The 25,761-nt window shown below is 51.4% G+C and carries 21 protein-coding genes; 9 read left to right on the forward strand and 12 right to left on the reverse strand.

Going from position 1 to position 25,761, the window contains the following annotated elements; translation table 11 throughout:
* Positions 1-203: 203 nt before the first annotated feature.
* From MP213Fo_RS01450 to glp, 5 genes are all read left to right on the forward strand, one after another.
* The gene (locus MP213Fo_RS01450; protein WP_421089928.1) at positions 204-2,093 is read left to right on the forward strand and encodes a SurA N-terminal domain-containing protein; all 1,890 of its coding nucleotides are present in this window, start codon (positions 204-206) and stop codon (positions 2,091-2,093) included.
* A 71-nt stretch (positions 2,094-2,164) separates the two neighbouring features.
* Positions 2,165-3,184, forward strand: coding sequence for an anthranilate phosphoribosyltransferase (trpD, locus tag MP213Fo_RS01455; RefSeq protein WP_421089929.1), 1,020 nt, complete (start codon positions 2,165-2,167; stop codon positions 3,182-3,184).
* 1 nt (position 3,185) lies between these two features.
* Positions 3,186-3,983: an indole-3-glycerol phosphate synthase TrpC gene (gene trpC / locus MP213Fo_RS01460; protein ID WP_421089930.1), complete on the forward strand. Its 798-nt coding sequence runs from the start codon at positions 3,186-3,188 to the stop codon at positions 3,981-3,983.
* A gap of 2 nt (positions 3,984-3,985) precedes the next feature.
* On the forward strand, positions 3,986-4,462 hold the full coding sequence (gene moaC, locus MP213Fo_RS01465) for a cyclic pyranopterin monophosphate synthase MoaC (protein WP_421089931.1): 477 nt from the start codon (positions 3,986-3,988) through the stop codon (positions 4,460-4,462).
* A 66-nt stretch (positions 4,463-4,528) separates the two neighbouring features.
* Complete coding sequence (glp, locus tag MP213Fo_RS01470) at positions 4,529-5,749, forward strand: gephyrin-like molybdotransferase Glp (protein ID WP_421089932.1); 1,221 nt, start codon at positions 4,529-4,531, stop codon at positions 5,747-5,749.
* A 66-nt stretch (positions 5,750-5,815) separates the two neighbouring features.
* Here the strand turns inward: glp and MP213Fo_RS01475 are convergent, their stop codons facing one another.
* From MP213Fo_RS01475 to MP213Fo_RS01525, 11 genes are all read right to left on the reverse strand, one after another.
* Positions 5,816-6,331, reverse strand: a complete 516-nt coding sequence (locus MP213Fo_RS01475; RefSeq protein WP_421089933.1) for an OsmC family protein — start codon at positions 6,329-6,331, stop codon at positions 5,816-5,818.
* A gap of 265 nt (positions 6,332-6,596) precedes the next feature.
* Positions 6,597-7,874, reverse strand: a complete 1,278-nt coding sequence (locus MP213Fo_RS01480; RefSeq protein WP_421089934.1) for an acyl-CoA thioester hydrolase/BAAT C-terminal domain-containing protein — start codon at positions 7,872-7,874, stop codon at positions 6,597-6,599.
* Between the two features lie 11 nt (positions 7,875-7,885).
* Entirely contained in the window at positions 7,886-9,454 is a 1,569-nt protein-coding gene (locus tag MP213Fo_RS01485; RefSeq protein ID WP_421089935.1) for an ABC transporter substrate-binding protein, read from the reverse strand.
* 5 nt (positions 9,455-9,459) lie between these two features.
* Complete coding sequence (locus MP213Fo_RS01490; RefSeq protein ID WP_421089936.1) at positions 9,460-10,512, reverse strand: ABC transporter ATP-binding protein; 1,053 nt, start codon at positions 10,510-10,512, stop codon at positions 9,460-9,462.
* Entirely contained in the window at positions 10,509-11,513 is a 1,005-nt protein-coding gene (locus MP213Fo_RS01495) for an ABC transporter ATP-binding protein (RefSeq protein WP_421089937.1), read from the reverse strand. The genes MP213Fo_RS01490 and MP213Fo_RS01495 overlap by 4 nt, the downstream gene beginning before the upstream one ends.
* Positions 11,510-12,409, reverse strand: coding sequence for an ABC transporter permease (locus MP213Fo_RS01500; RefSeq protein ID WP_421089938.1), 900 nt, complete (start codon positions 12,407-12,409; stop codon positions 11,510-11,512). Before MP213Fo_RS01500 ends, MP213Fo_RS01495 begins: the two co-directional genes overlap by 4 nt.
* Positions 12,406-13,386, reverse strand: coding sequence for an ABC transporter permease (locus MP213Fo_RS01505; protein WP_421089939.1), 981 nt, complete (start codon positions 13,384-13,386; stop codon positions 12,406-12,408). Before MP213Fo_RS01505 ends, MP213Fo_RS01500 begins: the two co-directional genes overlap by 4 nt.
* Positions 13,383-14,840: a SidA/IucD/PvdA family monooxygenase gene (locus tag MP213Fo_RS01510; RefSeq protein WP_421089940.1), complete on the reverse strand. Its 1,458-nt coding sequence runs from the start codon at positions 14,838-14,840 to the stop codon at positions 13,383-13,385. The genes MP213Fo_RS01505 and MP213Fo_RS01510 overlap by 4 nt, the downstream gene beginning before the upstream one ends.
* Positions 14,841-14,842: 2 nt before the next feature.
* Positions 14,843-15,829: a LysR family transcriptional regulator gene (locus MP213Fo_RS01515; protein ID WP_421089941.1), complete on the reverse strand. Its 987-nt coding sequence runs from the start codon at positions 15,827-15,829 to the stop codon at positions 14,843-14,845.
* A 64-nt stretch (positions 15,830-15,893) separates the two neighbouring features.
* Positions 15,894-16,466: a peroxidase-related enzyme gene (locus MP213Fo_RS01520; protein ID WP_421089942.1), complete on the reverse strand. Its 573-nt coding sequence runs from the start codon at positions 16,464-16,466 to the stop codon at positions 15,894-15,896.
* The gene (locus MP213Fo_RS01525; protein ID WP_421089943.1) at positions 16,463-16,981 is read right to left on the reverse strand and encodes a hypothetical protein; all 519 of its coding nucleotides are present in this window, start codon (positions 16,979-16,981) and stop codon (positions 16,463-16,465) included. Before MP213Fo_RS01525 ends, MP213Fo_RS01520 begins: the two co-directional genes overlap by 4 nt.
* 450 nt (positions 16,982-17,431) lie before the next feature.
* Here MP213Fo_RS01525 and MP213Fo_RS01530 point away from each other — a divergent pair, with 450 nt between their 5' ends.
* Both MP213Fo_RS01530 and lexA read left to right on the forward strand, forming a co-directional pair.
* Complete coding sequence (locus MP213Fo_RS01530; protein WP_421090966.1) at positions 17,432-18,493, forward strand: PLP-dependent cysteine synthase family protein; 1,062 nt, start codon at positions 17,432-17,434, stop codon at positions 18,491-18,493.
* 315 nt (positions 18,494-18,808) lie between these two features.
* Positions 18,809-19,528 (forward strand): transcriptional repressor LexA, encoded by a 720-nt coding sequence (gene lexA / locus MP213Fo_RS01535; protein WP_421089944.1) that lies wholly within the window; start codon positions 18,809-18,811, stop codon positions 19,526-19,528.
* Positions 19,529-19,861: 333 nt separating this feature from the next.
* Here lexA and MP213Fo_RS01540 read toward each other — a convergent pair whose 3' ends face one another.
* Positions 19,862-22,339, reverse strand: a complete 2,478-nt coding sequence (locus MP213Fo_RS01540; RefSeq protein ID WP_421089945.1) for a ComEC/Rec2 family competence protein — start codon at positions 22,337-22,339, stop codon at positions 19,862-19,864.
* Positions 22,340-22,599: 260 nt separating this feature from the next.
* Between MP213Fo_RS01540 and gltX the strand changes: the two genes are divergently transcribed.
* On the forward strand, positions 22,600-24,018 hold the full coding sequence (gene gltX / locus MP213Fo_RS01545) for a glutamate--tRNA ligase (protein ID WP_421089946.1): 1,419 nt from the start codon (positions 22,600-22,602) through the stop codon (positions 24,016-24,018).
* Positions 24,019-24,372: 354 nt separating this feature from the next.
* Positions 24,373-25,665: a citrate synthase gene (gene gltA / locus MP213Fo_RS01550; protein WP_421089947.1), complete on the forward strand. Its 1,293-nt coding sequence runs from the start codon at positions 24,373-24,375 to the stop codon at positions 25,663-25,665.
* The last annotated feature ends 96 nt before the right edge of the window (positions 25,666-25,761 follow it).

Below are 25,761 nucleotides of genomic sequence, written 5' to 3' on the forward strand. Positions count from 1 at the left end.
AGAACAACCCCAATTGCGCTCTGCCTAGCAAATTTGCATGTCAAAGCAAATCCAAATTTTGCAACAAAATCACCGCAAACAGCAATAATGCCATAATTCTTTTGACCATTAGCCCTTTGGTGGCAGGTTTCCGTTTGACTGCAATATCATCGGCGGTTATCCCCTATGTTAACAAAGTGAGTTTACTCCACAAAGGTACTTCTATGCTTGATAGCTTGCGCACTGCATCCAAATCATGGATTTCGAAACTTTTCCTCGGTTTGCTCGTCCTCTCTTTTGCAGCCTGGGGTATTGCAGATGTGTTCAATCAAAACTTAAGCGGCAATGCTGTGGTGCAGGCCGGTAGCTCAACCGTGAGCCCTACCGAGTTTCGTCTTGCTTATGACCGTCAGGTTTCAGCGATGTCCCGCCAGTTCCAGCAGCAGCTGACCCGCGATCAGGCTAAAGCGCTGGGTATTCCGGCGCAGGTCACCGGCCAGCTCGTTGCTGGTGTGCTACTTGATGAGCAGGCACGCACCATGGGACTGGGGATGTCGAAAGATCACCTCGCCCGTCTGACCAGTGAAGATCAGGCATTTCACGATGCCAGCGGTCGCTTCTCCAGCAATCAGTTTAATTCGGTTTTGCGTCAGGCCGGCATGCGCCCGCAGGATTATTTTGACAGCCGCAGCAAATTTGCTCTGCGTCAGCAAATCGTTGAAGCCGTATCTGATGGCTTGAGCGCACCGGATACATTGCTGACAGCACTCGCGCTCTATGACGGTGAAAGCCGCACTGTTGATTATATTACGCTCACACAAGATTCGGCTGATGCGATTGCAGCGCCGGATGATGCCGAGCTGAAAAAATGGTATGATGAACATCTGGCCAATTATCGTGCGCCTGAATATCGCAAAGTGAGCTATGTGCCGCTTGAAGCGCAGGACATTGCCAATGAAGCGGATGTGCTGGTGGAAGAAATTCAGGAATTCTACAAAAAGAACATTGCCCGTTTTTCAACACCTGAAAAGCGCACGATTGAACAGTTGAATTTTGCCAATGCAGAAGAAGCCAAAGCTGCAGCTGATAAAATTAAAGCCGGAACCAGCTTTGCTGATCTGGTGGCTGCTAGCGGCAAAAAACCGGATGATGTGAAGCTCGGCAGCTTTGTTAAAACTGACCTGCCTGACAATGCTATTGCAGAAGCTGCTTTTGCACTGCCAGCCAATGGCACCAGCGATGTTGTTAATGGTGCTTTTGGTCCGGTTATCCTGCATATCAGTGCTGTTGAGCCATCTGCTGTTAAAGCAGAGGCCGATGTTGCTGCGGAAATCCGCAAAACACTGGCACTTAATCAGGCAATTACCGCGCTGAATGCAGTTCATGATTCTTATGAAGAAGAGCGCGGCAACGGTGCAACAATGGGTGAAGCAGCTGAAAAGCTGAAGCTCAATGTTAAAACCATTGCTGCTGTTGATGAAGAAGGCAAAGGTCTTGATGGCAAACCGGTTGCAGATCTGCCGCAGTTGCCGCAATTCCTGACCTCGGTATTCCAGTCGGATCAGGGCATAGACAATGATGCGCTGCCAACCCCTACCCGCGGTTATATCTGGTATCAGCTGGATGGTGTGACACCGGCCCGTGACCGTACACTTGATGAAGTAAAAGATCAGGTGACGGCAGAATGGAAACAGGATCAGGCTGCCAAGCAACTGACCGCCAAGGCAGAAGAGCTGCGCAAGCGTGTTGAAGCCGGTGAAAGCCTTGACAAGATTGCACAGGAACTGGGCGTTGAAAAGCAGACCAAGCGCGGCCTGAAACGCACAGCCACTGATGCTGATCTTGCGGCAACCGCAATTGCGCAGATTTTCGGTGGGCCTGATGGTTTGAGCGGCGTTACAGCCGGTATCAACAAAGACACACAGGTACTGTTCAAGGTTACAGAAACTACCGAGCCAACCGGTGTGAGCGCTGAAAGTCTGCCGCAGGAAACCCGTGATGCCGTATCATCGCGTATTTCCGATGATCTGCTTGAGCAGCTGGTTGGCAGGTTGCAGGGCGAATATCCGGTTCAGATCAATCAGCCTCTGATGGATCAGGCTTTAAGTTTTTAAGCCAAATAAAAATAAAGCTTCTAAGCTGCGACCAGCTTGGAAGCTTTTTATAATCAGGTAATGAGGACAAAATGGCCGATTTCAAAAGCTATATTGCCAAAGCTGTTACAGGCATTCCTTTAACCAAACAGGATTCCAAAGCAGCATTTGACATTATGATGTCCGGCTCTGCCACGCCTGCCCAGATTGGCGGTTTTCTGATGGCTCTGCGCATGCGCGGTGAAGCTGTTGGCGAAATTGCCGGTGCTGTGGAATCCATGCGCGCGAAAATGATCCCTGTTGAAGCACCTGCAGGCGCCATCGACATTGTGGGAACAGGCGGCGACCAGTCCGGTTCTTATAATGTTTCCAGTTGCGCTGCCATTGTGGTTGCCGGTGCGGGTGTACCAGTAGCCAAACACGGTAACCGCGCACTGTCATCACGCTCCGGCGCTGCAGACACATTGGCTGAACTCGGCATTAATATTGAAGCAACACCGCAAACCATCAGCCGCTGCATTTATGATGCAGGCATTGGTTTTATGTTTGCGCCGATGCACCACTCATCCATGCGCCATGTCGGGCCTGCACGGGTTGAACTTGGCACCCGTACAATTTTCAACCTTCTCGGCCCCCTTGCCAATCCTGCCGGTGTAAAACATCAGCTGGTCGGTGTATTCTCGCGGGATTGGGTTTTGCCGATTGCTCAAGTGCTTAAAGAACTTGGCTCCGATCATGTCTGGGTGGTTTACGGCGACGGCTTGGATGAAATGACCACAGCCGGCACAACGCATGTTGCTGCTTTGCATAATGGCGAGATCACAGAATTTGAAATCACTCCCGAAGAAGTTGGTCTTAAGCGCGTGGCTTTTGACGATCTTAAAGGTGGAGATGCCCAGCATAATGCAGCTGCGCTGCTGCGCGTGCTCAATGGTGAAGCAGGCGCTTACCGCGATATCGTGCTGCTTAATGCTGCTGCCGCGCTGATTATTGCCGGCAAGGCCACAGATCTTAAACATGGCATTGCGCTTGCCGCGCAATCCATTGACAGCGGCGCTGCCAAAAGCAAACTCGAGCAGCTTGCCGCCGTATCCAATAGTGTAAGTGAATAAAATGACCGATATTCTCAAAAAAATCGAAGCCTATAAGCTTGAGGAAATTGCCGCTGCCAAAGCACAGCTGCCATTTGGTGATGTTAAAAAAGCAGCCAGTGACCAGCCGCCTGCCCGCGGTTTTTTGAAAGCGCTTGAAGCCAAGCGTGCTGCCGGTTGTTTCGCTTTGATTGCAGAAATCAAAAAAGCCAGTCCTTCAAAAGGCCTGATCCGTCCGGACTTCAACCCACCGGCTTTGGCCAAAGCCTATGAAGATGGCGGGGCGGCCTGTCTTTCCGTGCTCACCGACAAACCGTCATTTCAGGGTGCACCGGAGTTTTTGCAGCAGGCGCGCGATGCCTGTGCTTTGCCGGCGCTGCGCAAGGATTTCCTATTTGATCCATATCAGGTTTATGAAGCGCGCCATTGGGGTGCCGATTGTATTCTGATCATTATGGCAAGTGTGGATGATGCGCTGGCGCAAGAGCTGGAGCAAACCGCCTTCTCGCTCGGCATGGATGCCCTGATTGAAGTGCATGATGAGGCAGAGCTTGAGCGTGCGCTGAAATTGTCGTCGCGTCTGCTTGGTATTAACAACCGTAATCTGCGTACATTCGAAGTTGATCTGGCGGTCAGTGAGCGTTTGGTGAAAATGGTTCCGGATGATCGCCTGCTGGTTGGTGAAAGTGGTATTTTCACGCATGGTGACTGCCTGCGCTTACAAAAATCCGGCATTGAAACTTTCCTGATCGGAGAAAGCCTGATGCGCCAGCAAGATGTGGCTGCAGCAACACGTCAACTCCTGACAGGTGCACAATAACCATGAGCAAGCTGACACATCTTGATGAAACGGGTGCCGCGAATATGGTTGATGTCGGTGACAAGGCCGACACAACCCGCATTGCCAGTGCATCAGGCTGTGTCATCATGCTACCGCAGACTTTAGAGCTGATCCTCTCCGGCAATGCTGCCAAAGGTGACGTTATCGGCACGGCACGGCTGGCCGGTATTATGGCAGCGAAAAAGACAGCAGACCTTATTCCGCTTTGTCATCCGCTGATGCTGAGCAAGGTCAGTGTTGAGATTGTGCCGGATGAGGCTTTGCCTGGTCTTAGAGTACAGGCAACCGTTAAACTGACAGGCAAAACCGGCGTTGAAATGGAAGCGCTCACTGCCGTTTCCGTTGCCTGCCTTACAATTTACGACATGGCAAAAGCTGTCGATAAAGCCATGATTATCAGCAATATTATGGTCGACAGCAAAACCGGCGGCAAATCAGGCAACTGGCAGCGTCCGTAATATCTGCGCGTAAGCCAAGTACCAATAATAATCTGCGCAGGCTGGTTCAATTTCTGGGGATATTTCATGGCATTATTACCGGTTGATGACGCTTTGCAACTTTTGCTTTCGGACAGGTTTCCAACAGAGCATGAATTGGTGCCACTGCATGAGGCGGGCGACCGCGTGCTTGCACTGCCGCTCTATGCCTCGTTCAACCAGCCACCGTTTGATGCCTCGGCAATGGATGGATATGCCATTCGTTTTCAAGATGGGGCAACGCTGCCGGTTACGCTGAAGCTCATCGGTCAGTCGGCAGCAGGCAACGGTTTTACCGGTCAGGTAAATCGCGGTGAGGCCGTACGGATTTTTACCGGCGCGCCTTTTCCTGACGGTGCAGATACCGTAGTGATTCAAGAAAACACGCAAGCCACAGACGGTTTTGTCACACTGGTTGAGGGCGTAGAAAAAGGCCGGCACATCCGGCTAGCAGGTCTTGATTTTAAAGATGGCGAATGCCTGCTGCCAAGTGGTCATGTTTTTGATCCGGCATCATTATCGCTTGCTGCAGCCTCGGGCCATGCTGAAGTTCCGGTGTATAAACGCCCTAAAACAGTGATCCTTGCCACCGGCGATGAGCTGGTGCCGGCGGGTACAAAGCCCGGTCAGGATCAAATTGTCAGCTCCAACAGCTATGGCGTGGCCGATATTGTGCGCCGCAATGGCGGTAGCGCTGTTGATTACGGCATTGTGCCGGATAATTTGACAAAAATCGAGCAGGCAATCACACAGGCTGCGGGTTCTGATGCAGATATTCTGGTCACGCTCGGCGGCGCTTCGGTCGGCGATCATGATCTGGTGCATAAAGCGCTGACCAATTGCGGTGTTGAATTAAGCTTTTACAAAATTGCCATGCGCCCCGGAAAGCCGCTGATGTTTGGCCAGCTTACACGCACAGGCAAAGCGCCGATGCTCATTCTCGGTCTGCCCGGCAATCCGGTTTCCAGCCTTGTTTGTTCTTATGTTTTTCTGGCGCCCTTAGTGGCTCAGCTTGCAGGCAAGGAGCCGACAACCCGCATCGCTTCCGCCTGCCTGACCCAGCCGCTGGCAGCCAATGGTGACCGCCGCGATTATGCGCGCGCCACCCTCACCCGCGATCACAACGGAGAATGGCTGGCAACCGTGCTGCCTGTGCAGGATTCATCTATGCTGACCGTGATTACGCGCGCGGATGCGCTGCTGATACGCGAGCCTTTTGCACCGGCTGCTCAAAGTGGCGAGCGCTGCAAGATACTGGTTTTACGTTAATAACCGGAGCTTTGGTATATTAAACGAAAGACGCCCAGCTTTGCAGTTGAGCGTCTTGTTACTATTTCAGGCTGCGGCAGCTTTGTTGATCTCATTAAACGAGACATGTACCGGTGTCGGGTTTTGCAGCATATCCATCACCGGACAGCAGCTTTCAACAACATCGCGCAGGCGCGCTAAATCTTCCGGTGATGCAGGGCTATCAATTGTTACCTCGGCAGTAATCTTTTTATAACCGGGACGCACAGCAGGATCGACATTAAAGAAACCACGCAGATCAATTTCGCCTGTCAGCTTAACCGACACGCCATTGAGCGGAATGCCTAATGCATCCGCATAAAGACGATAGGTAATTTCCTGACAGCTCCCCAAGGCAGCAAGAACATATTCTACCGGATTAGGCGCCTTATCCTGACCGGCCAAGGCCTCAGGCTCATCCACATTGACCTTAAACTGGCGGATTCTTACTTCACTTTGAAAGCCTTCACCCAGTCGTGACCGCGCAATAAAGCTCGCCTTTGCCTGTTCCGGCTGCTCAGTTAAAACCGACTGCATCTTTTCAAAAACTTCTTTAAAACTCATATCGGTTCTGCCTTTTTTATACGGGATACGATTTTTCTGTCTGAGCGATGATTGTATAGCTCATATAGCCTGATACGAAAGATAGGCTCATATTATCAATGGGGTAGGACTGGAAATTAAAACCAAAAACTTAACAAACAGCAGAAATTTATTCCGCTCCAAAAATCATATTTAAAAGCCTGCATATGCGTATGCCATTCACGTTGAAACAACATGAATGGCATGGCTGTAACATGGCTATAAATTGTGTTTTTAGGTTTCGGTTTTAAGCTGTGGCTTGTTTCAGGAAAGCCAGAACCGCTTGCCATGATGCGTGATTGGCCTCGGCATTCACATCCGGTTTGCCGCCCATTGTTGTCATATTGCCATTGACCGGATGCGCGTGAACAATCTGTGTCGCCGGAACATAAGGAAACAGGATCGAATGTCCGGCCTCGGGATGATTGTACCATTCAACTGCATAGGGATGATTAGCCGCAATCAGACTGGATTGCACCAGCAGTGAATAATAATCTGACGGCCATGCACCATCATCACCACCAGAAATCAGCAGCACAGGGCCTGCCAGTTTTTCAACCGCAATACGTGCCTTGCGCATCGCCACAGGGTCGGCCAGCGCAGTACGCATTGCCAGACTGTTGCGGCGCGGTTGCTGCCCCTCATCATAGGGCTTCCAGCTGGCAAAGCGGTTATTTTCCCACATATGCACTAGCGGCTTGCCCTGATAAAGCCAGCAAGGCCCTTCTCGGCCATAGGCAGGATCAGCAGCCGCCTGCCCGCTATGGACAAAAGCACTCGGCACATAACCGATCACCGCTGAGACCTTCTCAGGAAAAGTAGCCCCGAGCAACAGAACCAGCTCCCCACCGCGCGACTGACCACTGATCGCGACAAAGTTATCTTTGGGCTTTACCGCTTCGCGCAACCAGTCCAGACCTTTTTCAAAATATTCCAAAGGTGTGTTGGAGATATATTTTGGTAAGCCCTCTGCACCAAAATAGCCAAGTGCCAAGGCATGATAGCCGCGCGATGCATAAAGAGCGGCGCGCGGTTCATTAATGCCGCCACCGGAGCCATTCATAATCATCACTGCCGGAGCAGGTTCACTGCCGGCAGCGCGGTAAAGTACACCAACCAGACCATCAACCCGCACAGTCTCGCGGGTAACGCCCTCAGCCATCAGCACTTGTACCAACGTGGCTTCGGCCTGCTCGTCGTCTGTCTTAGCGGTTATCACTGTGTACAGAGGCTCGGATAAATCCGCATTAAAAAGCGGTAACATACCTTGCTGGCCATGATCTTGCGACCAGATCAGCCCCATAGAAGACACGCCCTGATAATCACCGGATAATGGTGCATCACGGCTCAGATCAACCACACCTGCCGCATCGGCCTGAAAAGCCGCTTGCGATATCCAGTCTTGACCGGAACGGCTGGTTACAGCCTTCAGTTCAATGGTTGCATGGGGCTTTGCGCCGGATACAATGATCCGGCGCTCGACATCAACCAGCGCGACAGCTGGGGTAACCGATAGTTTCAACATGAAGTTATGCCTTACTCAGCCTTGAGTTTTGTAACCTGCATGGCGACTGTACGATCGCTGTTCCAAGGTACAACTTTCAGGTCATCACGCGCTGCCCAGATGTTTTTATAATGGAACAGCGGAATGATGCCGACATCGCCCATAACGGTTTTAACCGCACCGCGAATAACATCTTCACGCTTGGCATTGTCGAATTCAGAGGTGGCTTCTTCCAGAGCCTTATCCAGTGCGGCGCTGCTGTAATGACCCCAGTTTGATGCGCCAACACCCTTGTCTTTATTCGGCGTTGCCAGAATAGAGGTCATCGCATAGGTGCCCTCACCTGTGCCATTGCCCCAACCAATCATGGTCATGGCATATTCGCCTTTATTGGCGCTGCCCGAATAGACAGAGAACGGCACAACTTCAACCTGTGTTTCCACACCGATGCGGCTCCAGAACTGCGCCAGAGCCTGCGCTGTTTCAGGGCCTTGCGGGTAGCGGTCGCTTGGCGCGTGGATGGTCATTTTAAAACCGTCCGGATAACCGGCTTCGCTCAGCAGTTCCTTGGCTTTTTTGGCATCAAACGGAATGTCTTTGGTATCGGTATCATAACCGAATGTGCCTTCAGGCATCCATTGATTGGCCGTTGTTGCGCCACCTTGCATGATACGGCTGACCAGCGCCTCGCGGTTGATCGCCAGTGTCAGTGCCTCGCGTACCTTCTGGTTCAGGAGCGGGTTTTCCTTGAGCGGATTACCGGCTTTATCGGTCATATATTTCGATGGCTGCTCACTAAAGCTCGGCTGCATGATCAGTGCGCGCAAACCCGGATAGGCATAGACTTTAATACCGTCAGATTTTTCAAGCTTGCTGATATCGGCAACTGAAACCTTATCGATCACATCAACATCTTTAGCCAGCAATGCTGCGGTGCGTGCCGCCGGATTGGCAATGTAGCGGTAAACCACATTTTCCCATTCAGGCTTAGTGCCAACATAGCTTTCATTGCGCTTCATCAATACGCGGTCACCCGGTGTATAGCCAACCCAGCTATAGGCACCACTGGTAACCATGGCCTTGCCATTGTTGTAATCTTCAGTGGTTGATTTTTCACCGACATGTTTGCTGACCAGATAAAGATTGGACAGGCTGACCGGCAAAAGCGGGTCCGGCACAGTGGTTTTCACCAGAAGGTGATGATCGTCGATGATCTCAACTTTATCAACGGTGCGGATAAAGCCTTTTACCGTGGCAACACTGCCCGGCACATTGCGGGCGCGATCATAAGAAAATGCCACATCTTCGGATATAACCGGCTTGCCATCCGACCAGACTGCATTGTCATATAATGTAAATTCCCAGGTCAAAGGGTCAATATTACGCCAGGTTTTTGCAACACCGGGCTCCATATTGATTGCGTCGTTTCCTGTCAGCCCGCCCCAGAAATGCTGTGCCACAGAGTGGTCGCCGGCATGGTTATTGAGTTGCGGATCAATAGAGGATAGCGGGTCAGCAAAGCCGATACGCAGATCTTCAGCCAAAGCGCTGGCCGAAAACAAACTGGTAGTCAATGCAAGTACAGCAAACAGATTCTTCATGGCGATTACTCCTGTGAGGCGGCTTGGTTCAATGGGGATATATGGTCGTTAAGATGGCAGGCACTTAAGTGCTGTTGCCCGACTTTTTTCAAAGCCGGTCTTTCAACACGGCACTTGTCGAAAGCCACCGGGCAACGCGGATGGAAATGACAACCACGCGGTGGATTAAGCGGGCTTGGAATCTCACCCTTCACGGCAGAATAGGCTTTGCCGCGCTGTGACAGATCCGGCACTTCTGCCAGCAAAGCTTTGGTATAAGGGTGGTTGGGACGTGCGAAGAATTCCGTTGCCGGTGCATCTTCGACAATTCTGCCCAGATACATAATAATCACGCGATCGCATACATGGCGCACAGCACGCAGATCATGGCTGATGAACAGATAGGTAAGGGCTAGTTCCTCGCGCAAATCCATAAACAAATTCAGGATTTGCGCCTGAATAGATACATCAAGTGCGGCGATGGATTCATCACACACCAGAAAACGCGGATTAAGCGCCAATGCCCGTGCGATGCTGATGCGCTGGCGCTGACCACCGGAAAACTCGTGCGGAAAGCGGGTGCGAACCGCCGGATCAAGGCCAACGCGCTGTAATTGTGCGCTCACATAATCATCAAGCCCCGCCCGGTCGGTTAAACCATGCACCAAAGGTGCTTCACCAACCGCTTTATCAATACGTTTGCGCGGGTTAAGGCTGGCTTGCGGATCCTGAAAGATCATCTGCACATCAAGATGCGCTTTATTTTCACGTACCGGCTTTTTGCCATAAACCTGTATTTCACCGTCGCTCGGATTCATCAATCCGGCGGCAATGCGGCCAAGGGTGGATTTACCGGAACCGGACTCGCCCACCAAGCCCACAAATTCACCGGCACGAATGGTAAGATCAATACCATCAAGGGCATGCACCACAGGGCGTGGCCGCGCCAGCCCCATACGCACAGCCAAAGGCGAAGCGCCGCCACCACCAAAGCGCTTTTCAACGCCTTTCAGCTGCAGCACGATTTCTTCACTATCATGCAGTTTTTGCACAGATTGTTCCTGAGGCTGCTTAATCATGGCCGCAGCTCCTGCATCATACTGTTAGGGTTCGGTGTTGTGCCGACCGGATGGAAGCAACGGAACTGATGATTTGCCTCACCATAAAATTCCGGCTGCTTAGCACAAGCGTCAGTGGCATAGCTGCAACGCGCTGCAAAAGCACACCCCTGTGGCGGGTTGAACATATTGGGCGCCAGCCCCGGAATTTGCTGCAAGCGCGTACCGGGTTCTGCATTGCCGGGCAAACTGCCGAGTAATCCTGACGTATAAGGATGGCGCGGATTATCCAGCACATCGCCCACAGCGCCGGTTTCAACCACACGGCCTGCATACATGACAGACAATGTATCAGCTATACCGGCGACCACCGACAGATCATGCGTGATCCAGATCAGCGCCATATTTGTGGCTTTAACCAGCCCCTGCACTTCAGCCAGAATTTGCGACTGAATAGACACATCAAGCGCCGTTGTCGGCTCGTCGGCAATAATCAGGTCAGGCTTGTTGAGCATGGCAATTGCCAAAGCTACACGCTGGCGCATACCGCCAGACAGCTGGTGCGGATAGGCATCAAGGCGGCTTTCGGGGCTTGGCACACCAGTGGCACCCAACACATCACGTGCGCGTATTCTGGCATCGGCATAGCTAATTTTTTCATGCGCCTGCAAAGCCTCAATCATCTGCTCGGAAATACGCAAGACCGGATTAAGCGTCATCATCGGGTCCTGAAACACCATGGCAATGCGATTGCCCTGCAAATGGCGTAACTGCCTTTTGGACAGTTTGGTAATATCCTGACCTTTGAAACGCACCTCACCTGAGACAATGCGCCCCGGACGGTCGATCAGGCCGAGTATAGAAAACCCTGTCACAGATTTTCCGGAGCCGGATTCACCCACCAAGCCCATTGTCTGACCCGGACGAAGGCTGAAGGAAACATCTTCAACCGCGTGTAACACACCTGCCGCTGTGGTGAACCGCGTGCAGAGATTACGAACATCAAGCAAGAGTTCACTCATGACAAAAACCTCGGATTGAACACATCGCGCAGGCGGTCGGCGACAAGATTAATCGCTACAATTGATACCAGCAATGCCAGCCCCGGAAAGAAACTGATCCAATAATCACCGGACAGCATATATTGGAAACCATTGGCCACCAGCAATCCGAGTGAAGGCTCGGTGACCGGCACGCCAAGACCGAGAAAGCTCAATGTGGCTTCAAGCGTAATAGCGCGTGCAATCTGCAATGTACCGATAACAATCAACGGTGGCATGCAGTTTGGCAAAATGTGCCCCAACAGAATACGCAGCGGCGACAAACCAAGACCACGGGCGGATTCCACATAATCACGCTTGCTTTCAACCATCGCCTGCCCGCGGGCAGTACGGGCATAGTAAGCCCATTCCAGCAAGACCAGTGTGATAACCACATTGCCGACACCGCGACCAAAAAAGGCCAGCATCAGCAGTGCCACGAGAATGGACGGCAGCGACATTACCAGATCAACCAGACGCATCAGCAAGGCATCGGTTTTGCCACCGGCATAAGCGGCAACCAGCCCGATAATGGTGCCGATAACACCGGCAATGGCCGCAGAGCCGATCCCGACAACAAGGCTGGTGCGCAGGCCATAAAGAATGGCTGAAAACAAATCGCGGCCCTGCCCGTCAGTTCCCAGCAGATAGGTATAGCCATCATTCATGTTGGTTTCGCCCGGCGCTAGGCGGGCATCCATCACGTCAATTGCCATCATGTCATAGGGATTTTGCGGGGCGATCAGCGGTGCAAAAATTGCAGCAGCAGCAATAAGAATGCAAAGCAAAAGCCCGAAAATGGCGAGCGGCGAGCGCATAAACATCCGGATATTTTCTGCGACCGGAGAGCGCGGAGTTTTACTAACAGACGCGATCATTCGCTTGCCTCCGTTCTGATGCGCGGATCAAGCACACGGTAGAGAATATCAACAACAAGATTGATGGTAACGAACAGCGTGACGACAACCATCAGATAGGCAACAACCACAGGCCGGTCGAGTGCATTGATACTGTCGAGAATAAGTTTACCGGCACCCGGCCATGAAAAAATATTTTCGGTCACAACAGCAAATGCAACGGTTGAGCCGAATTCGATACCGAGCACAGTCACCAGCGGGATCATAACATTACGCAGGATATGGCGGCGCACAATACGAAACGGCGACAGACCTTTGGCGCGGGCAAAGCGCACATAATCCAGCGATTTAACCTCACGCACACCCGCATTGGTAAGGCGGATGACCAGCGATACTTTAAACATTGCCAGATTGATCGCAGGCAGCAGCATATGGCGCAAACCGTCGATTGTGAAAAACGACCATTCAACCCCGAATACCCGCACAGTTGTGCCGCGTCCGCTGGCAGGCAAAAGCCCGAGCGAGACACTGAAGGTCATGATCAAGAGCAGACCAACCCAGAAAGTCGGTAAAGAAAAGCCCAGAATACTACCGGTGGTGATCAGTTTGGCAAACGGATTTTCAGGCTTTAATCCGGCAAACAGACCCAGCGGAATACCGATAAAGACCGCAAAGATCATGGCCAGAATGGCCAGTTCCAATGTTGCAGGCAAGCGCTGCAAAATCAGCGTTACAGCAGGCGTATTATAGACAAAACTATTGCCCATATCGCCCTGCAAGGCGCTTTTGACAAACAGCAAATATTGTTGCCAGACCGGAAGATCGAGCCCGAGCCGTATAATCAGCTCTTCACGGTCGGCCTGTGTTGCATCAGGTGCCAGCAAAATATCTGCCGGATTACCAATCAGATGCAACCCCAGAAAAACAATAACCGACATGACCGCCAGCACCACAACGGCTTGGGCAAGTCGTTTGATGAACCAGACGAAAAAACTCATGCCAGCGCCTCGATCTCAGCCTGATCATAATTCTGGGCGGCTACCCATTCGTCACCGAAAACCTCCGGCTCGGAATAGGCTTTGGCATTTTCAAAATGCTGCGCGATATCCTCGTGATAAAGTGTTGCCACAATACCCTGCGAAAGACGGGCCGCACCCTCACTGATCGAAGGAATATCACCAGACACACCGCCATGAGACATCATAGCCGGATAGCAGAAGCAATGAATGCGTGACAGGCCTTGTGCTTCAACACCCTGTTTCGGCAAAAATTCAAATGCAGGTCCAAGATCGGGTGATTCAATCAAGGAGCGATCCTCATCACCTTTCAGTGGTGCCAGACACTCTTCCCATGTGCGGGCTTTACTGGCGATTTCAGCCAGAAAATCCTTCTGCCGCCAATCAATCTGAAAGCCTGTCGAGGCAATGATAAAATCAAACAACCGGCGCCCTTGCGGCGTTATAACTTCAATTTTGTCGCCCTTCATCGTCACTTTGTCGAGTGAGGCGCCAAGATGGAAAAACGCATTGCTGTGTCCGCTGACACGCAACATACTGGCGCGCGGCGGCGGTACCTGTTCAGCTCCGATATAGCTGTAAATTTCAAGTTTGGTGCGGTCATCCAGATTTTGCATACCGTAAACAGAGCCGGGATTGCCCATGCCCTTGCCGCGGTTAATCCGTGGAATATCGGTGCGGCGGATCAGCATATCCACCCGTGCAGCACCATTTTCAAGCGCTGTACCGGCGCTGTCCATGGCCGATGCACCGGCACCGATCACGGCAATATTTTTATTCTTGAGGCGGCTATAATCATATTCATCGGATGAATGCGCCCATGATTCACGCGGCAATGCACGAATAATCTCCGGAACATAGGGGCCGCCAAGACCATCGCGCCCCGTTGCCAGCACCACATGGCGCGCATAAACGGTTTTCTTGCCTTCCGGCGTATCCATTTCGAGCACACTATAATCCGCATCGGGTTTGATCAGGCTAATACGATGATCATTACGCAGATCAAGAGCCAGAACCTCGCGGAACCAGCGCAGATAGTCCATCCATTGCAAACGCGGGATTTTATCGAGCTTGTCCCATTCAGCATTACCGAACTGCGCCACAAACCATGCTCTGAAGGTAAGAGAGGCAATACCCAGTGCAGGTCCAGTCAGACTCTTTGGCGAGCGCAGGGTTTCCATACGCGCAGTGGTTGCCCAAGGGCCCTCAAAACCCTTTGGCCGCGCATCAAAGATCACAGCCCGAACGCCGAGATTTTTCAACGATGCCGATGCAGCCAAGCCGGCCATTCCACCGCCGATAACGGCAACATCCAGCACCTGTTGACCGTTTATTTCATGCTGCGGTACCCATTCCTTGGCAGGCAAAGTCAGGTAATCAAGATCACGTGCCACGAGGCAGTTCAGTTCTTCAAGCGTTTTTGGTTCATTATGCATGGTCAGTCCTCCAGCAATGCAAGCTGGGTAATCAGCGATTGATGTTCATCAGGCGAATGGGTTTCAAAACCCGGCACCAGCTCATGGGCAGCATTTTCAAGCGCGGCAATCAATTGCAGCGCAGTGTCACTCAAATGTACGCCATTGTGACTTATGACGCCGAAACAATAGGGAATATGCGGCTCCAGCGGCAGAATAGTTACGCCATCCAGAGGTGTGCCGGCAGAGGTTACGGGCTCGATAATAGCCACACTGCCTGCAGGCCCGCCTGCACCGGCACGAATAAGCGCCAATGCATTCATGGTTGAATTGGTGCGGATAAGCCCGCCGGTGACAATGTCATTGGTTCTCAATGTCTGGCGAATACGCGCAGGCAATCCGCGATGGTTCGACATTTCCACAAGCGTACGGCTTTTAACCACCGAGAGCGGCAAAGGGCCTTTTTCCTGCGCCAGCGGATCATCTGATCGCACCGCCAGCACACATGGTGCACAGCCAAACCAATGGGTAATCTGATCTCGATGCTGGAGCGGAAGGCTGGTAGCCCCCACATCTGCATCATTAGAAAGTACAGAATTGCGCACCCTTTCAGGCGTATCTGTCTGGATAGCAATACGCCGCGCGCCCTCTATGCCGATAGCATTGCTGAGTGATGCCCACGCATGTGGTACCAGACCGAAAGCCAGAGCAGAAATGCTGGCAACCCGCACCGGACGTGATTTGAGATCAGACAATTCCTGTGCACGATCCCACACCTCGGCAATGCCTGCCAGCGCACGCTCCACATCATCGCGCAACAACATACCCTGAGGGGTCAGCACAAGACGCTGACCCGCCCGGATAAACAGTTTTTGCCCGAGATCGCGCTCCAGATCCTGAATAATGCGGCTGACTGAAGGCTGTGACAGCTGCAAGCGCTTGGCCGCAGCGGTAACACTGCCCAAAGTTGCAACTTCCAGATAAGCTTCAAGAGCCTTCAAATTGCGCATGATTTCTCCTGCTGCCCGATAACAGGGCAAACATCAGCTGCATTGACAGAAATGTTAACGAGACTTACTTGACCGGATCGCCCAGCACATGCATCAGGCGGTTCGCCCAGCCAAACATGGCTGTTGATAACACCAGATCAATGGCTTCAACTTTATCAAGTCCCTGTTTCTGCAATTGCTGTGCAGCCTCTGCATCCACCTTAGGCGGAAACTGTGAAAGCTTGAGCGCAAAATCAAAAATTGCCTGATTTTTAGGATCAAGGCGCGCCTTTTCTCCCTCATGAAACAGCTTGTCAGTTACCGTTTCATCACGGCTCAGCTGTGCATGGCGCTGCGCATGTACGGCGGCACAATAGATACAGTGATTGACCACAGATGCACCAAGCGCACCAAGCTCGCGCTCTGCACGGCCAAGACCGCCCTTGCCATACATCACAGCATTAAACAGCGGCGAGCGCACATCCAGGCTTTCCGGATCATGCGCAAGAACCAGCACATATTCAGAAACCTTGGTATTTGAAGGCGTAACTTTCAGGGCATTGAGCTGCTCAGGACTGGCTTCAGCAAGCACAACCGGCTTAACGCGCGGGCGCCACTCAGGAACTGTTTTCGTAAATTTATGAATGATCTCGCTCATGATGCCGGCCCCTCATCTGCTGCAACCAATGCTGTCAAACCGGCAGCAACACGGATCTGATAAGCCAGAAAAGCGTTTAATTCACACAAGCGCACAATATCAGCATCCGCAATACCGGCCTGCTGCAAAGCTGAAACATCAGCGGCGCCGACATCTCTGGTATGGTTTGCAACCTTGTCCATAAATCCGACCACAGTTTGCTGAACAGCATCCTGCGGAATGAAACCGGCTTCAGCAATCTGAGCATAGGCAGAACCGGCAGCCGCTTTGCCATAAACCGCAGCAAGATAAGGATTGTCATTAGCGGCCGCGATACGTGCAGCCAGGGCTGCGCGCAATTGATGCGACCATGCGCCGGCGTCTGCAGGCATCAGCACAGCGCTCTGCGCTTTGCGCGTCATGTCAAAGATTTCCTGACGCGATTCAAGTTCCGGAAATGGCAGAGCCTGATTGTGCTCAGCATTATTATTCGTGGCAAGCCAAAGGCTTACCGTTTCCAAGACAGATTGTTCCATTCATATTCCCCAAGCACAGCTTCAATTTCACTTAAGTATGAAAAGTGGATTGTTCCACCTGACAAGACCCAGTCATTATAAACATGAAGTATTGCTGTTTATTCATTTTTCAAATAACCTGTCATCGTCAGCTGGTGCTGTCAAGCCAACAAAATCGGGTACAGCAATTTTTACATTGTTTTCAAAGCATCGTCTTTGTGGAGAAAGTACAAACGCTCACAGCATCAAAGCCAGGCGCAACCAGCCATCACTGCGTTAGCAATTACTGAGATACAAAAAATAGCTGTTTAAGGTGCATTTCGGAGGGTAAACCAATCCAAATCAGCACCTTAAAAGGAAAAACTTTATCAAGAACCGTGTCGATTATAAAAAATACACGGCTGATGCAAATCTTGCGGGGGAATCAAATTGGGAAAAATAATTCAATGCAACCGCGTTGAGCCATGCAGCATGGAATGGCGCAACCGCGCAATTGCTATCATCGAGGCTGATTTTAATCGCTCGGCAGATACGCATCTTATACGTCTCGACCTGCCAAAATTTAATGGCATCACACTGTATTTAAAAGATGAATCAAGCCACCCGACAGGCAGCCTTAAACACCGTCTGGCGCGTTCATTGTTTTTGTTTGCAATCTGCAATGGCAAAGTCGGCCCCAAAACAACAATCGTTGAAGCCTCCAGCGGCTCCACTGCCGTTTCAGAAGCCTATTTCGCCCGTATGATCAATCTGCCGTTTATTGCCGTTATGCCACGCAGTACGTCACCGGAAAAGATTGCAGCCATTGAGTTTTACGGCGGAAAATCGCATCTGGTTGATGATCCGAAAACGGTTTATGACGCTGCCCGTCAGGTCGCGGAAGATACCAACGGTTATTATATCGACCAGTTCACCTATGCCGAACGTGCAACAGACTGGCGCGGCAATAATAATATTGCTGAATCAATTTTCAGCCAGATGGCACGCGAAGAATATCCTAATCCGAAATGGATTGTGACAGGCGCAGGAACCGGCGGCACTTCTGCAACCCTCGGGCGCTATATACGCTATCGTCAGCTTGATACCCGCCTTTGCGTTGCCGATCCTGAGGGATCGATTTTCCATCAGCATTTCGTGGATCGCTCCATTATGGAAATTGATACCTGCACATCCATGATTGAAGGTATTGGGCGCCCGCGGGTCGAGCCCTCCTTCATACCTGACGTGGTGGATTGCATGGTTACTGTACCTGATGCTGCAAGCCTTGCCGCACAACGGGTTATCAGTGATGTGCTGGGGCGCTCATGCGGCGGCTCGACAGGAACCAATATCTGGGCATGCGCCCTGCTCATTTCCGAGATGGTCAAACGCGGCGAGAGCGGCTCCATTGTCACCTTATTGTGCGACCATGGCGATCGTTACCGCTCAACCTATCTCAATGATGAATGGATCAAGAGCAACGGCTTCGATATTGCCCCATATCTTGCACAGCTGCGCGGCTTTTTTAATGAAGGCAAACTGATCGTAAGCTGATTATACCCTATGCATTTTGATCTCCGGCTCTGTCAAATGCCGGAGATCAGAACTGAAAAATGCATTAATATCTGCATGATAAGCATCTTCATAAGCAGTAAAGCCAATTTACGCACTTGGTTCTTATATTAACCATTTTTAAAGCCTTGCAGAACAATACTGGAACATATAGGGTTCGTTCTGGGTTTGTTTTTTTAAATTGATTCCCACAACCGTGTCCCGTGCAAGCGGTTTGTTGATCTGCACGATTGCTTATATCTGCATGCCCGCCCCAAAAGGCGCTGGCAGATATTTTCAAGGCTTTGGGAGCGTATGATGCTGACGCGTAAACAACATGAATTACTGCTGTTTATCCATGACCGTCTGAAAGAAAGCGGCATTCCGCCTTCTTTTGATGAAATGAAGGTCGCGCTTAATCTTGCCTCCAAATCCGGTATTCACCGCTTGATCACAGCCTTGGAAGAGCGCGGTTTTATCCGCCGTCTGCCAAACCGCGCCCGCGCTTTGGAAGTTATCAGGTTACCGGATTCCATTGCTCCGGGCCTGAACAGCCAGAAGAAATTCTCACCAAGTGTGATTGAAGGTGATTTGGGCAAAAAGCCTGCGGAAACTTCTAAAAAACCAGCTGCATCCTATGATCAAGAAGCACCAGCCGGCATCAGCATTCCGGTCATGGGGCGCATTGCTGCGGGCGTGCCGATTTCAGCGATCCAGACCCAGACTCACATGATCACCCTGCCGCCGGAAATGCTTGGTAGTGGCGAGCATTTTGCGCTGGAGGTTAAGGGCGATTCGATGATCGAGGCTGGCATTCTCGACGGCGATACGGTGATTATTCGCCGTGGTGATACCGCCAATGCCGGTGAAATCATTGTAGCTCTGGTTGATGATGAGGAAGCAACGCTGAAACGCTTTCGCCGAAAAGGTGCTTCCGTGGCACTTGAAGCTGCAAATCCGGCCTATGAAACCCGTATTTTCGGACCTGATCGTGTGCGCGTTCAGGGCAGACTGGTCGGGCTTGTACGTCGCTACTAGAGCGGGAAACGATCAGGCTGGATCGCATCGCTTGCTCTAGTTTCTAGCTTTTTCGCATTGTAATACCTATCAAATTGATTCAACTTGATAGTAAAATGCTCTAGAGTAGTCTCAGGAGAAGCAGAGCATAGTTCTGCGGGCAGCGATTTTGCTACTCTCTTTTATTCTCCCACGGCACTCTTTCAGCAACCGCTTTTATATAAGCAGCCAGAGCGATTTTTCAGTTCCAGTTTGCTGATAAAGCAATGAAGAAAACGCTCTCGCTGGTAAGTGTCCGCAAATGGATATCAGTATATTTTTAGCATGCTGGATTTTATTTATTTCCTGCCTGCCTCATTTCCAATCTGCAAGGTTACGTGCAGGGCGTGAATAGAGCCGGTATAAATGCCACGGGCGCTCTGGCGCGGCCAATGCAAACACAGTTTTATGCGGCGTTAAAACATCCTGCGATGGAGCGAGATAGATTTCAGCAACGCCTTTTAAAGCCAGTTGCTGGCGGCTGATCACAAGCTGATTATCGATTTTTGATGGCTTGTTATCGTGTAACTGTGCGCATGAAATATCGCCTGCATAGGCAAGGATAACGATATCTGCGATCAGGCAGGCAGCCTGCCCAGCCACCGGGTTTTCTGCATAGGCCAATATACGGCTATCTTCAAAATCATAACTGCATAAACCCTCTCCGCAGCTGAAACCCATCTGATCTGTTGTCATTGTCGTTGTCGTAGTCGTGGCCGGTATTTTCACCTCGGTAATACTATAGGCCTTTTTCCAGTTTGCGATGGTGAATCCGGCTGGGCGCGCGCGATTAACAAAGAGGGCATTTTTCTGCCGCACGGCGACCAGTCTGGCATCTTCAGAAATAATCACATCCGGCACTACGGATACCACAAGTGCCATACCGCCTGCCCCAAGGAAAACCAGTGCCAGCCAGCGTGCCTGGCTGGTTAGGATCATGAGCAGCAGCATGGAAATCGTCCAGAGCAGCAAGACCGGTGCAGGCAGCAATCCCGGAATTAGATCCGGTGACAGATCAGCCACAAAATGCGCAACCCACTTTACCAGCTCAATGCCTTTCCCCATCACCTGCAAGGGCAACCACTCCAGCCCCAGCGGCATTAATAACAAGCCCATTACTGCAAATGGCATGATCAGCACCGATATCACCGGCAATGCCAGCACATTGCCCAGCATGCCCAGCGGCGCCACATTGTTAAAGTGAAAGGCAGCAAACAAACCGCTTGCCGTGCCGGCCACCAGTGATGTGGCGAGTGTGCCAACCACCGCTTGCCTGAGACGAAATAAAATGCCGCCCTGCTTGCGTGTTTTATTGCCTGCAAGTCTTGCACGCCATTTCCACCATGCAAAGGCAGCAATCAGCGCACCGGTTGCGGAATAGGACATCTGAAAGCTTGGGCCCAAAATTTCATGAGGTGTGAGCATAATGCTAAACAGCGCCGCAATTGCCAGATTGCGCATGGTCATTGCCTGCCGGTCAAACATAACCGCGCATAACATTACCGCGAGCATAATAAAGCTGCGCTGTGCTGCGACATCGCCGCCTGAAACCGCGAGATAGAATCCGGATGAAAACAATGAAATCAGCGCGGCTATCTTTTTAACCGGATAATAGAGTGACAAAGACGGAAACAGCCCAGCAAAACCACGCGCGCTGAACATGACAATGCCTGCCGCCATAGCCAGATGCAGACCGGAAATAGAGAGAATATGCGCAAGTCCTGCCATACGCAGCGCCTCATTGGTGGGTTCACTAATCCCTGCCCGCTGCCCTGAGATGAGGGCGGCGGCCACCGCTCCCTCTTCCCCCGGTAGCGCCTGCATAATTCTGCCGCCAATAAGCGCCCGCATTCGTGCAATAATAGCCCGGACATCTGCGCCCCAGCCTGCATTATTATCGGGGAAAGCCGTCAAATTCTCTGCCATTTTAGGCGTACCGAGAAAAAAACCGTTACCACCAATGTCTCGAAAAAAGCCATGAAAAGCAAAATCATACTGGCCGGAACGCACAGGGCCACCGTGCGGGCGCACACGCACCGCACCTTTAATCACCGCTCCGGTTTCAGCTAAAGCCGGCAAATCTCTGGTTGAAAGTTTCAAACGGCGCGGTGCATAGCGTAATTGCGGTTTTTCTGTTGCCAATACATCTGCCACCACCCGCCAGCGACCGGCCTTGCCATTGGTTGGCGCCTCCTGATCCATGGAAACAATACGTGCAGTTAAAACGAACGAAACAGAGCTGCCGAGCATTGGCGTGGCATGGCGTTGTGTCTCCCATTTTGCCGCAGCCATACCGGCGATAAAAGCCAAAACCAGTGTCAGGATAACTCTACGGATCAGCGTATCGCGCAGCAACAATAGCAGGCATGAGATGAGCACTGCCGGTATGCTCAGTTGCAGCCAGTAAGGCTCGCTCAGCAGAGCAAAATAATGAACAGCACCGCCACCGGTTACACAGGCTATCAGTAAAAACACAGTGCCCCGCTCATATTCATAAAGCAGAGCATCCGTGACGATTTCAATGAGTTTATGCCAGTGCTGCCCAACCGTCAGACGGATTTCCGGTAACGGCTTTTCAATTACAGGCAGCGGATATGCAGTTATAAAGTCATCGTGAACAAATAAATGCTCAGAACTATTTTCAGCGCACACATTGCTGCTAAGGCCAAGCATGGCCTGTTCATCACTAAATCCGTTTGGGCGAGCATTATCCGTTGCTATCCCGCCATTGCCTTGGCGGGACTCACTCCCACTGTATTGCTGACCGTTTTGATCGCCATACCCGTTGGTCATACTGTCTGAAATGCCCCCGCAACTGACAGTCTCATCAAGTAAAAAAGTTCAAAAACCACCATAAAACGTAGCAATATTGCGTTTTATGGCCACAAAGGCCGGTTCTGCCCTCTGATAATTGTATCAAGTCTTGCACGCTGAGCTGCCTATGCTACATGAACGTTACAAGAAATCGAGAGGCGGCAAATTACATTCTTTTCCGGCTATATTCGGATATAACCGCGAATTATTGTAGTCTTACCGCAGATACGGAGCGACCGATGTCATCACCCGTTATTACCCGCTTTGCGCCTTCCCCAACCGGATATCTGCATATCGGTGGCGCACGCACAGCGCTGTTTAACTGGCTTTATTCCAAACATACCGGCGGCAAAATGCTGTTGCGCATTGAGGATACTGACCGCGAGCGCTCCTCCGAGGCAGCAACTGCCGCTATCCTTGAGGGCCTGACATGGCTGGGCCTTGATTGGGATGGCGATGCTATTTCCCAATGGGAACGTGCACCACGGCACCGCGAAGTTGCCGAACAGCTGGTGAAAATGGGCAAAGCCTATTATTGCTACGCTTCACAGGAAGAGCTGGAAGCAATGCGTGAACTGGCGCGCTCGGAAGGCCGCCCGCCACGTTATGACGGCCGCTGGCGCGACCGCGACGCCTCTGAAGCACCGGAAGGCGTGAAGCCAGCAATCCGCATCAAAGCCCCGCGTGAGGGCGAAACTGTTGTCTATGATGACGTACAGGGCGATGTGCGATTCCCGAACAAGGATCTCGACGATTTCATCATCCTGCGCTCAGATGGTGCGCCAACCTATATGCATGCGGTTGTGGTTGATGATCATGATATGGGCGTTACCCATATTATCCGCGGTGATGACCATCTGACCAATGCCGCCCGTCAGACCGTGATTTACGATGCAATGGGCTGGGACGTGCCAAAAATGTCCCATATCCCGCTGATTCACGGTGCAGATGGTGCAAAGCTTTCCAAGCGTCATGGTGCGCTTGGCGTTGAAGCTTACCGCGCAATGGGCTACCTGCCGAAAGCGCTGTGCAATTATCTGGTGCGCCTTGGCTGGAGCCATGGTGATGATGAAATCATGACACCTGAACAGATGATTGAATGGTTTGATACCAAAGATATCAACAAAGGTGCCGCACGTTTTGATTTCCAGAAGCTGGAAGCCATTAATGGTCAGCATATTCGTGCATCTGCTGATGCCGAACTGACACAGGCGCTGATTGATGTTCTGCCTTATATTGAAGGTGGTGCAGAGCTGCAGACGTTGATGAGCGATGAACGCCGCGCGCAATTGCTGGCAGCAATGCCGGGCCTGAAAGATCGCGCTAAAACGCTGGTTGAACTCGCAGACGGTGCAAAATTCCTGTTTGTCAGCCGCCCGCTGCCGCTCGATGAAAAAGCCACCAGCCTGCTCAATGATGAGGGCCGTGCCATTCTTAAAGGCGTGCTGCCGCAGCTCGAAGCTGCGGACTGGACTGCAGAAGCACTGGATGCTGCCGTGCGCGCCCATGCAGAATCAACCGGTCTGAAACTTGGTAAAATTGCGCAGCCACTGCGTGCCGCCCTTACCGGCAGAGCAACCTCACCCGGCGTGTTTGATGTGCTCGTGGTGCTTGGGCGTGAAGAAGCGCTCGGACGCATCAAAGATCAGGCTGTTTAAACCTCATTTAACGCCGTGTTTTCTTGGAAAACGCGGCGTTAAAGCTTTTAAAAAGCAATTCTGTCGCAAGAAATAATAACTGACGGAAAATTGTACAATCAAACGCGAATTTCTACATTGCAACACGTTACAATTAAGATAGTTTGATCCGTAAATTACGCAGGGTGTCATTCGAAAATTTCATGAACATTGCTTGATGTCCTGCATTTGGCATTTTTCAAACTGGCAGCGTCAGCAAAAATGCCCTAACTATATGTTTATATGCTTAATACTGTCCGAAATGATGATTTTCGGAATTATGCTCTAATTTGCTGCGATCCCCAAGCAGTGAGCGCGATGATGAAAGGAACAAGTATGTCTAATACGACAGCGAATATCACGCTAAATGGCAACACAGTCGAGTTGCCGGTCCGCAAGGGCACAATCGGACCAGACGTTGTTGAAATCGGCCCGCTTTACAAAAATACAAATTCCTTCACCTACGACCCGGGTTTTACATCTACCGCTTCCTGCGAGTCTAAAATCACTTATATTGACGGTGATGAAGGCGTTCTCCTGCATCGTGGCTATCCTATTGAACAGCTTGCTGAACAGGGCGATTTTCTGGAAACCTGTTATCTGCTGCTCTACGGCGAATTGCCGACCAAGACCCAGAAAGCAGATTTTGACTACCGCGTGACACGCCACACTATGGTGCATGAGCAGATGTCGCGTTTCTTCACCGGATTCCGCCGCGATGCGCATCCAATGGCAATCATGGTTGGTTGTGTGGGCGCTATGTCTGCTTTCTACCACGACTCAACCGATATTACCGATCCGCACCAGCGCATGGTTGCCTCAATCCGCTTGCTCGCGAAAATGCCGACACTGGCCGCAATGGCCTATAAATATCACGTTGGCCAGCCTTTCGTTTATCCGAAAAATGATCTCGACCTCGCATCAAACTTCCTGCGCATGTGCTTTGCCGTGCCTTGCGAAGAATATAAGGTCAATCCGGTTCTGGCACGCGCCATGGATCGTATTTTCATCCTTCATGCTGACCATGAGCAGAACGCGTCTACCTCAACCGTGCGTCTTGCCGGTTCATCAGGCGCCAACCCGTTTGCTTGTATTGCTGCCGGTATTGCCTGCCTATGGGGCCCTGCACATGGCGGCGCCAATGAAGCAGCATTGAATATGCTTGCTGAAATCGGCTCGGTCGACCGTATTCCGGAATATATTGCCAAAGCTAAAGACAAGAATGATCCGTTCCGTCTGATGGGCTTTGGTCACCGCGTGTACAAGAACTACGATCCGCGTGCCCGCATCATGCAGAAGACCACCCATGAAGTTCTGGGCGAGCTTGGCATTAAAGACGATCCGTTGCTCGATGTTGCGATGGAACTGGAAAACATTGCTCTGACCGATGAATATTTCATCGAGAAGAAACTGTATCCGAATATCGATTTCTATTCCGGCATCACACTTAAGGCGCTCGGCTTTCCGACAGAAATGTTTACCGTTCTGTTCGCTGTTGCCCGTACCATCGGTTGGGTTGCCCAGTGGAAAGAAATGGTTGAAGATCCGGCACAGAAAATCGGCCGTCCGCGTCAGCTCTATACGGGCCCTGCGCAACGCGATTATGTACCACTCGCAAAACGCAAGTAATCTGCGGTCTGTAAGTTTTGAAAAAGGCTCCTTTCGGAGCCTTTTTTATTGCCGGTATTAAGTTTCCCGCTTTTAATGCCGTGTTTGAACCAAAAT

It is taken from the genome of Pseudochrobactrum mosebachae (assembly GCF_048914685.1).
Classification (GTDB): domain Bacteria; phylum Pseudomonadota; class Alphaproteobacteria; order Rhizobiales; family Rhizobiaceae; genus Pseudochrobactrum.

Coding starts and splice junctions, on each gene's coding strand:
- MP213Fo_RS01540 (WP_421089945.1), bottom strand. CDS start 22,339: ATGACCAACGGGTATGGCGATCAAAACGGTCAGCAATACAGTGGGAGT.
- MP213Fo_RS01490 (WP_421089936.1), bottom strand. CDS start 10,512: ATGATTAAGCAGCCTCAGGAACAATCTGTGCAAAAACTGCATGATAGT.
- MP213Fo_RS01480 (WP_421089934.1), bottom strand. CDS start 7,874: ATGTTGAAACTATCGGTTACCCCAGCTGTCGCGCTGGTTGATGTCGAG.
- MP213Fo_RS01515 (WP_421089941.1), bottom strand. CDS start 15,829: ATGCGCAATTTGAAGGCTCTTGAAGCTTATCTGGAAGTTGCAACTTTG.
- MP213Fo_RS01500 (WP_421089938.1), bottom strand. CDS start 12,409: ATGATCGCGTCTGTTAGTAAAACTCCGCGCTCTCCGGTCGCAGAAAAT.
- MP213Fo_RS01505 (WP_421089939.1), bottom strand. CDS start 13,386: ATGAGTTTTTTCGTCTGGTTCATCAAACGACTTGCCCAAGCCGTTGTG.
- MP213Fo_RS01450 (WP_421089928.1), top strand. CDS start 204: ATGCTTGATAGCTTGCGCACTGCATCCAAATCATGGATTTCGAAACTT.
- gltX (WP_421089946.1), top strand. CDS start 22,600: ATGTCATCACCCGTTATTACCCGCTTTGCGCCTTCCCCAACCGGATAT.
- MP213Fo_RS01510 (WP_421089940.1), bottom strand. CDS start 14,840: ATGCATAATGAACCAAAAACGCTTGAAGAACTGAACTGCCTCGTGGCA.
- gltA (WP_421089947.1), top strand. CDS start 24,373: ATGTCTAATACGACAGCGAATATCACGCTAAATGGCAACACAGTCGAG.
- MP213Fo_RS01485 (WP_421089935.1), bottom strand. CDS start 9,454: ATGAAGAATCTGTTTGCTGTACTTGCATTGACTACCAGTTTGTTTTCG.
- MP213Fo_RS01475 (WP_421089933.1), bottom strand. CDS start 6,331: ATGAGTTTTAAAGAAGTTTTTGAAAAGATGCAGTCGGTTTTAACTGAG.
- moaC (WP_421089931.1), top strand. CDS start 3,986: ATGAGCAAGCTGACACATCTTGATGAAACGGGTGCCGCGAATATGGTT.
- trpC (WP_421089930.1), top strand. CDS start 3,186: ATGACCGATATTCTCAAAAAAATCGAAGCCTATAAGCTTGAGGAAATT.
- MP213Fo_RS01520 (WP_421089942.1), bottom strand. CDS start 16,466: ATGAGCGAGATCATTCATAAATTTACGAAAACAGTTCCTGAGTGGCGC.
- trpD (WP_421089929.1), top strand. CDS start 2,165: ATGGCCGATTTCAAAAGCTATATTGCCAAAGCTGTTACAGGCATTCCT.
- glp (WP_421089932.1), top strand. CDS start 4,529: ATGGCATTATTACCGGTTGATGACGCTTTGCAACTTTTGCTTTCGGAC.
- MP213Fo_RS01530 (WP_421090966.1), top strand. CDS start 17,432: ATGGAATGGCGCAACCGCGCAATTGCTATCATCGAGGCTGATTTTAAT.
- MP213Fo_RS01525 (WP_421089943.1), bottom strand. CDS start 16,981: ATGGAACAATCTGTCTTGGAAACGGTAAGCCTTTGGCTTGCCACGAAT.
- MP213Fo_RS01495 (WP_421089937.1), bottom strand. CDS start 11,513: ATGAGTGAACTCTTGCTTGATGTTCGTAATCTCTGCACGCGGTTCACC.
- lexA (WP_421089944.1), top strand. CDS start 18,809: ATGCTGACGCGTAAACAACATGAATTACTGCTGTTTATCCATGACCGT.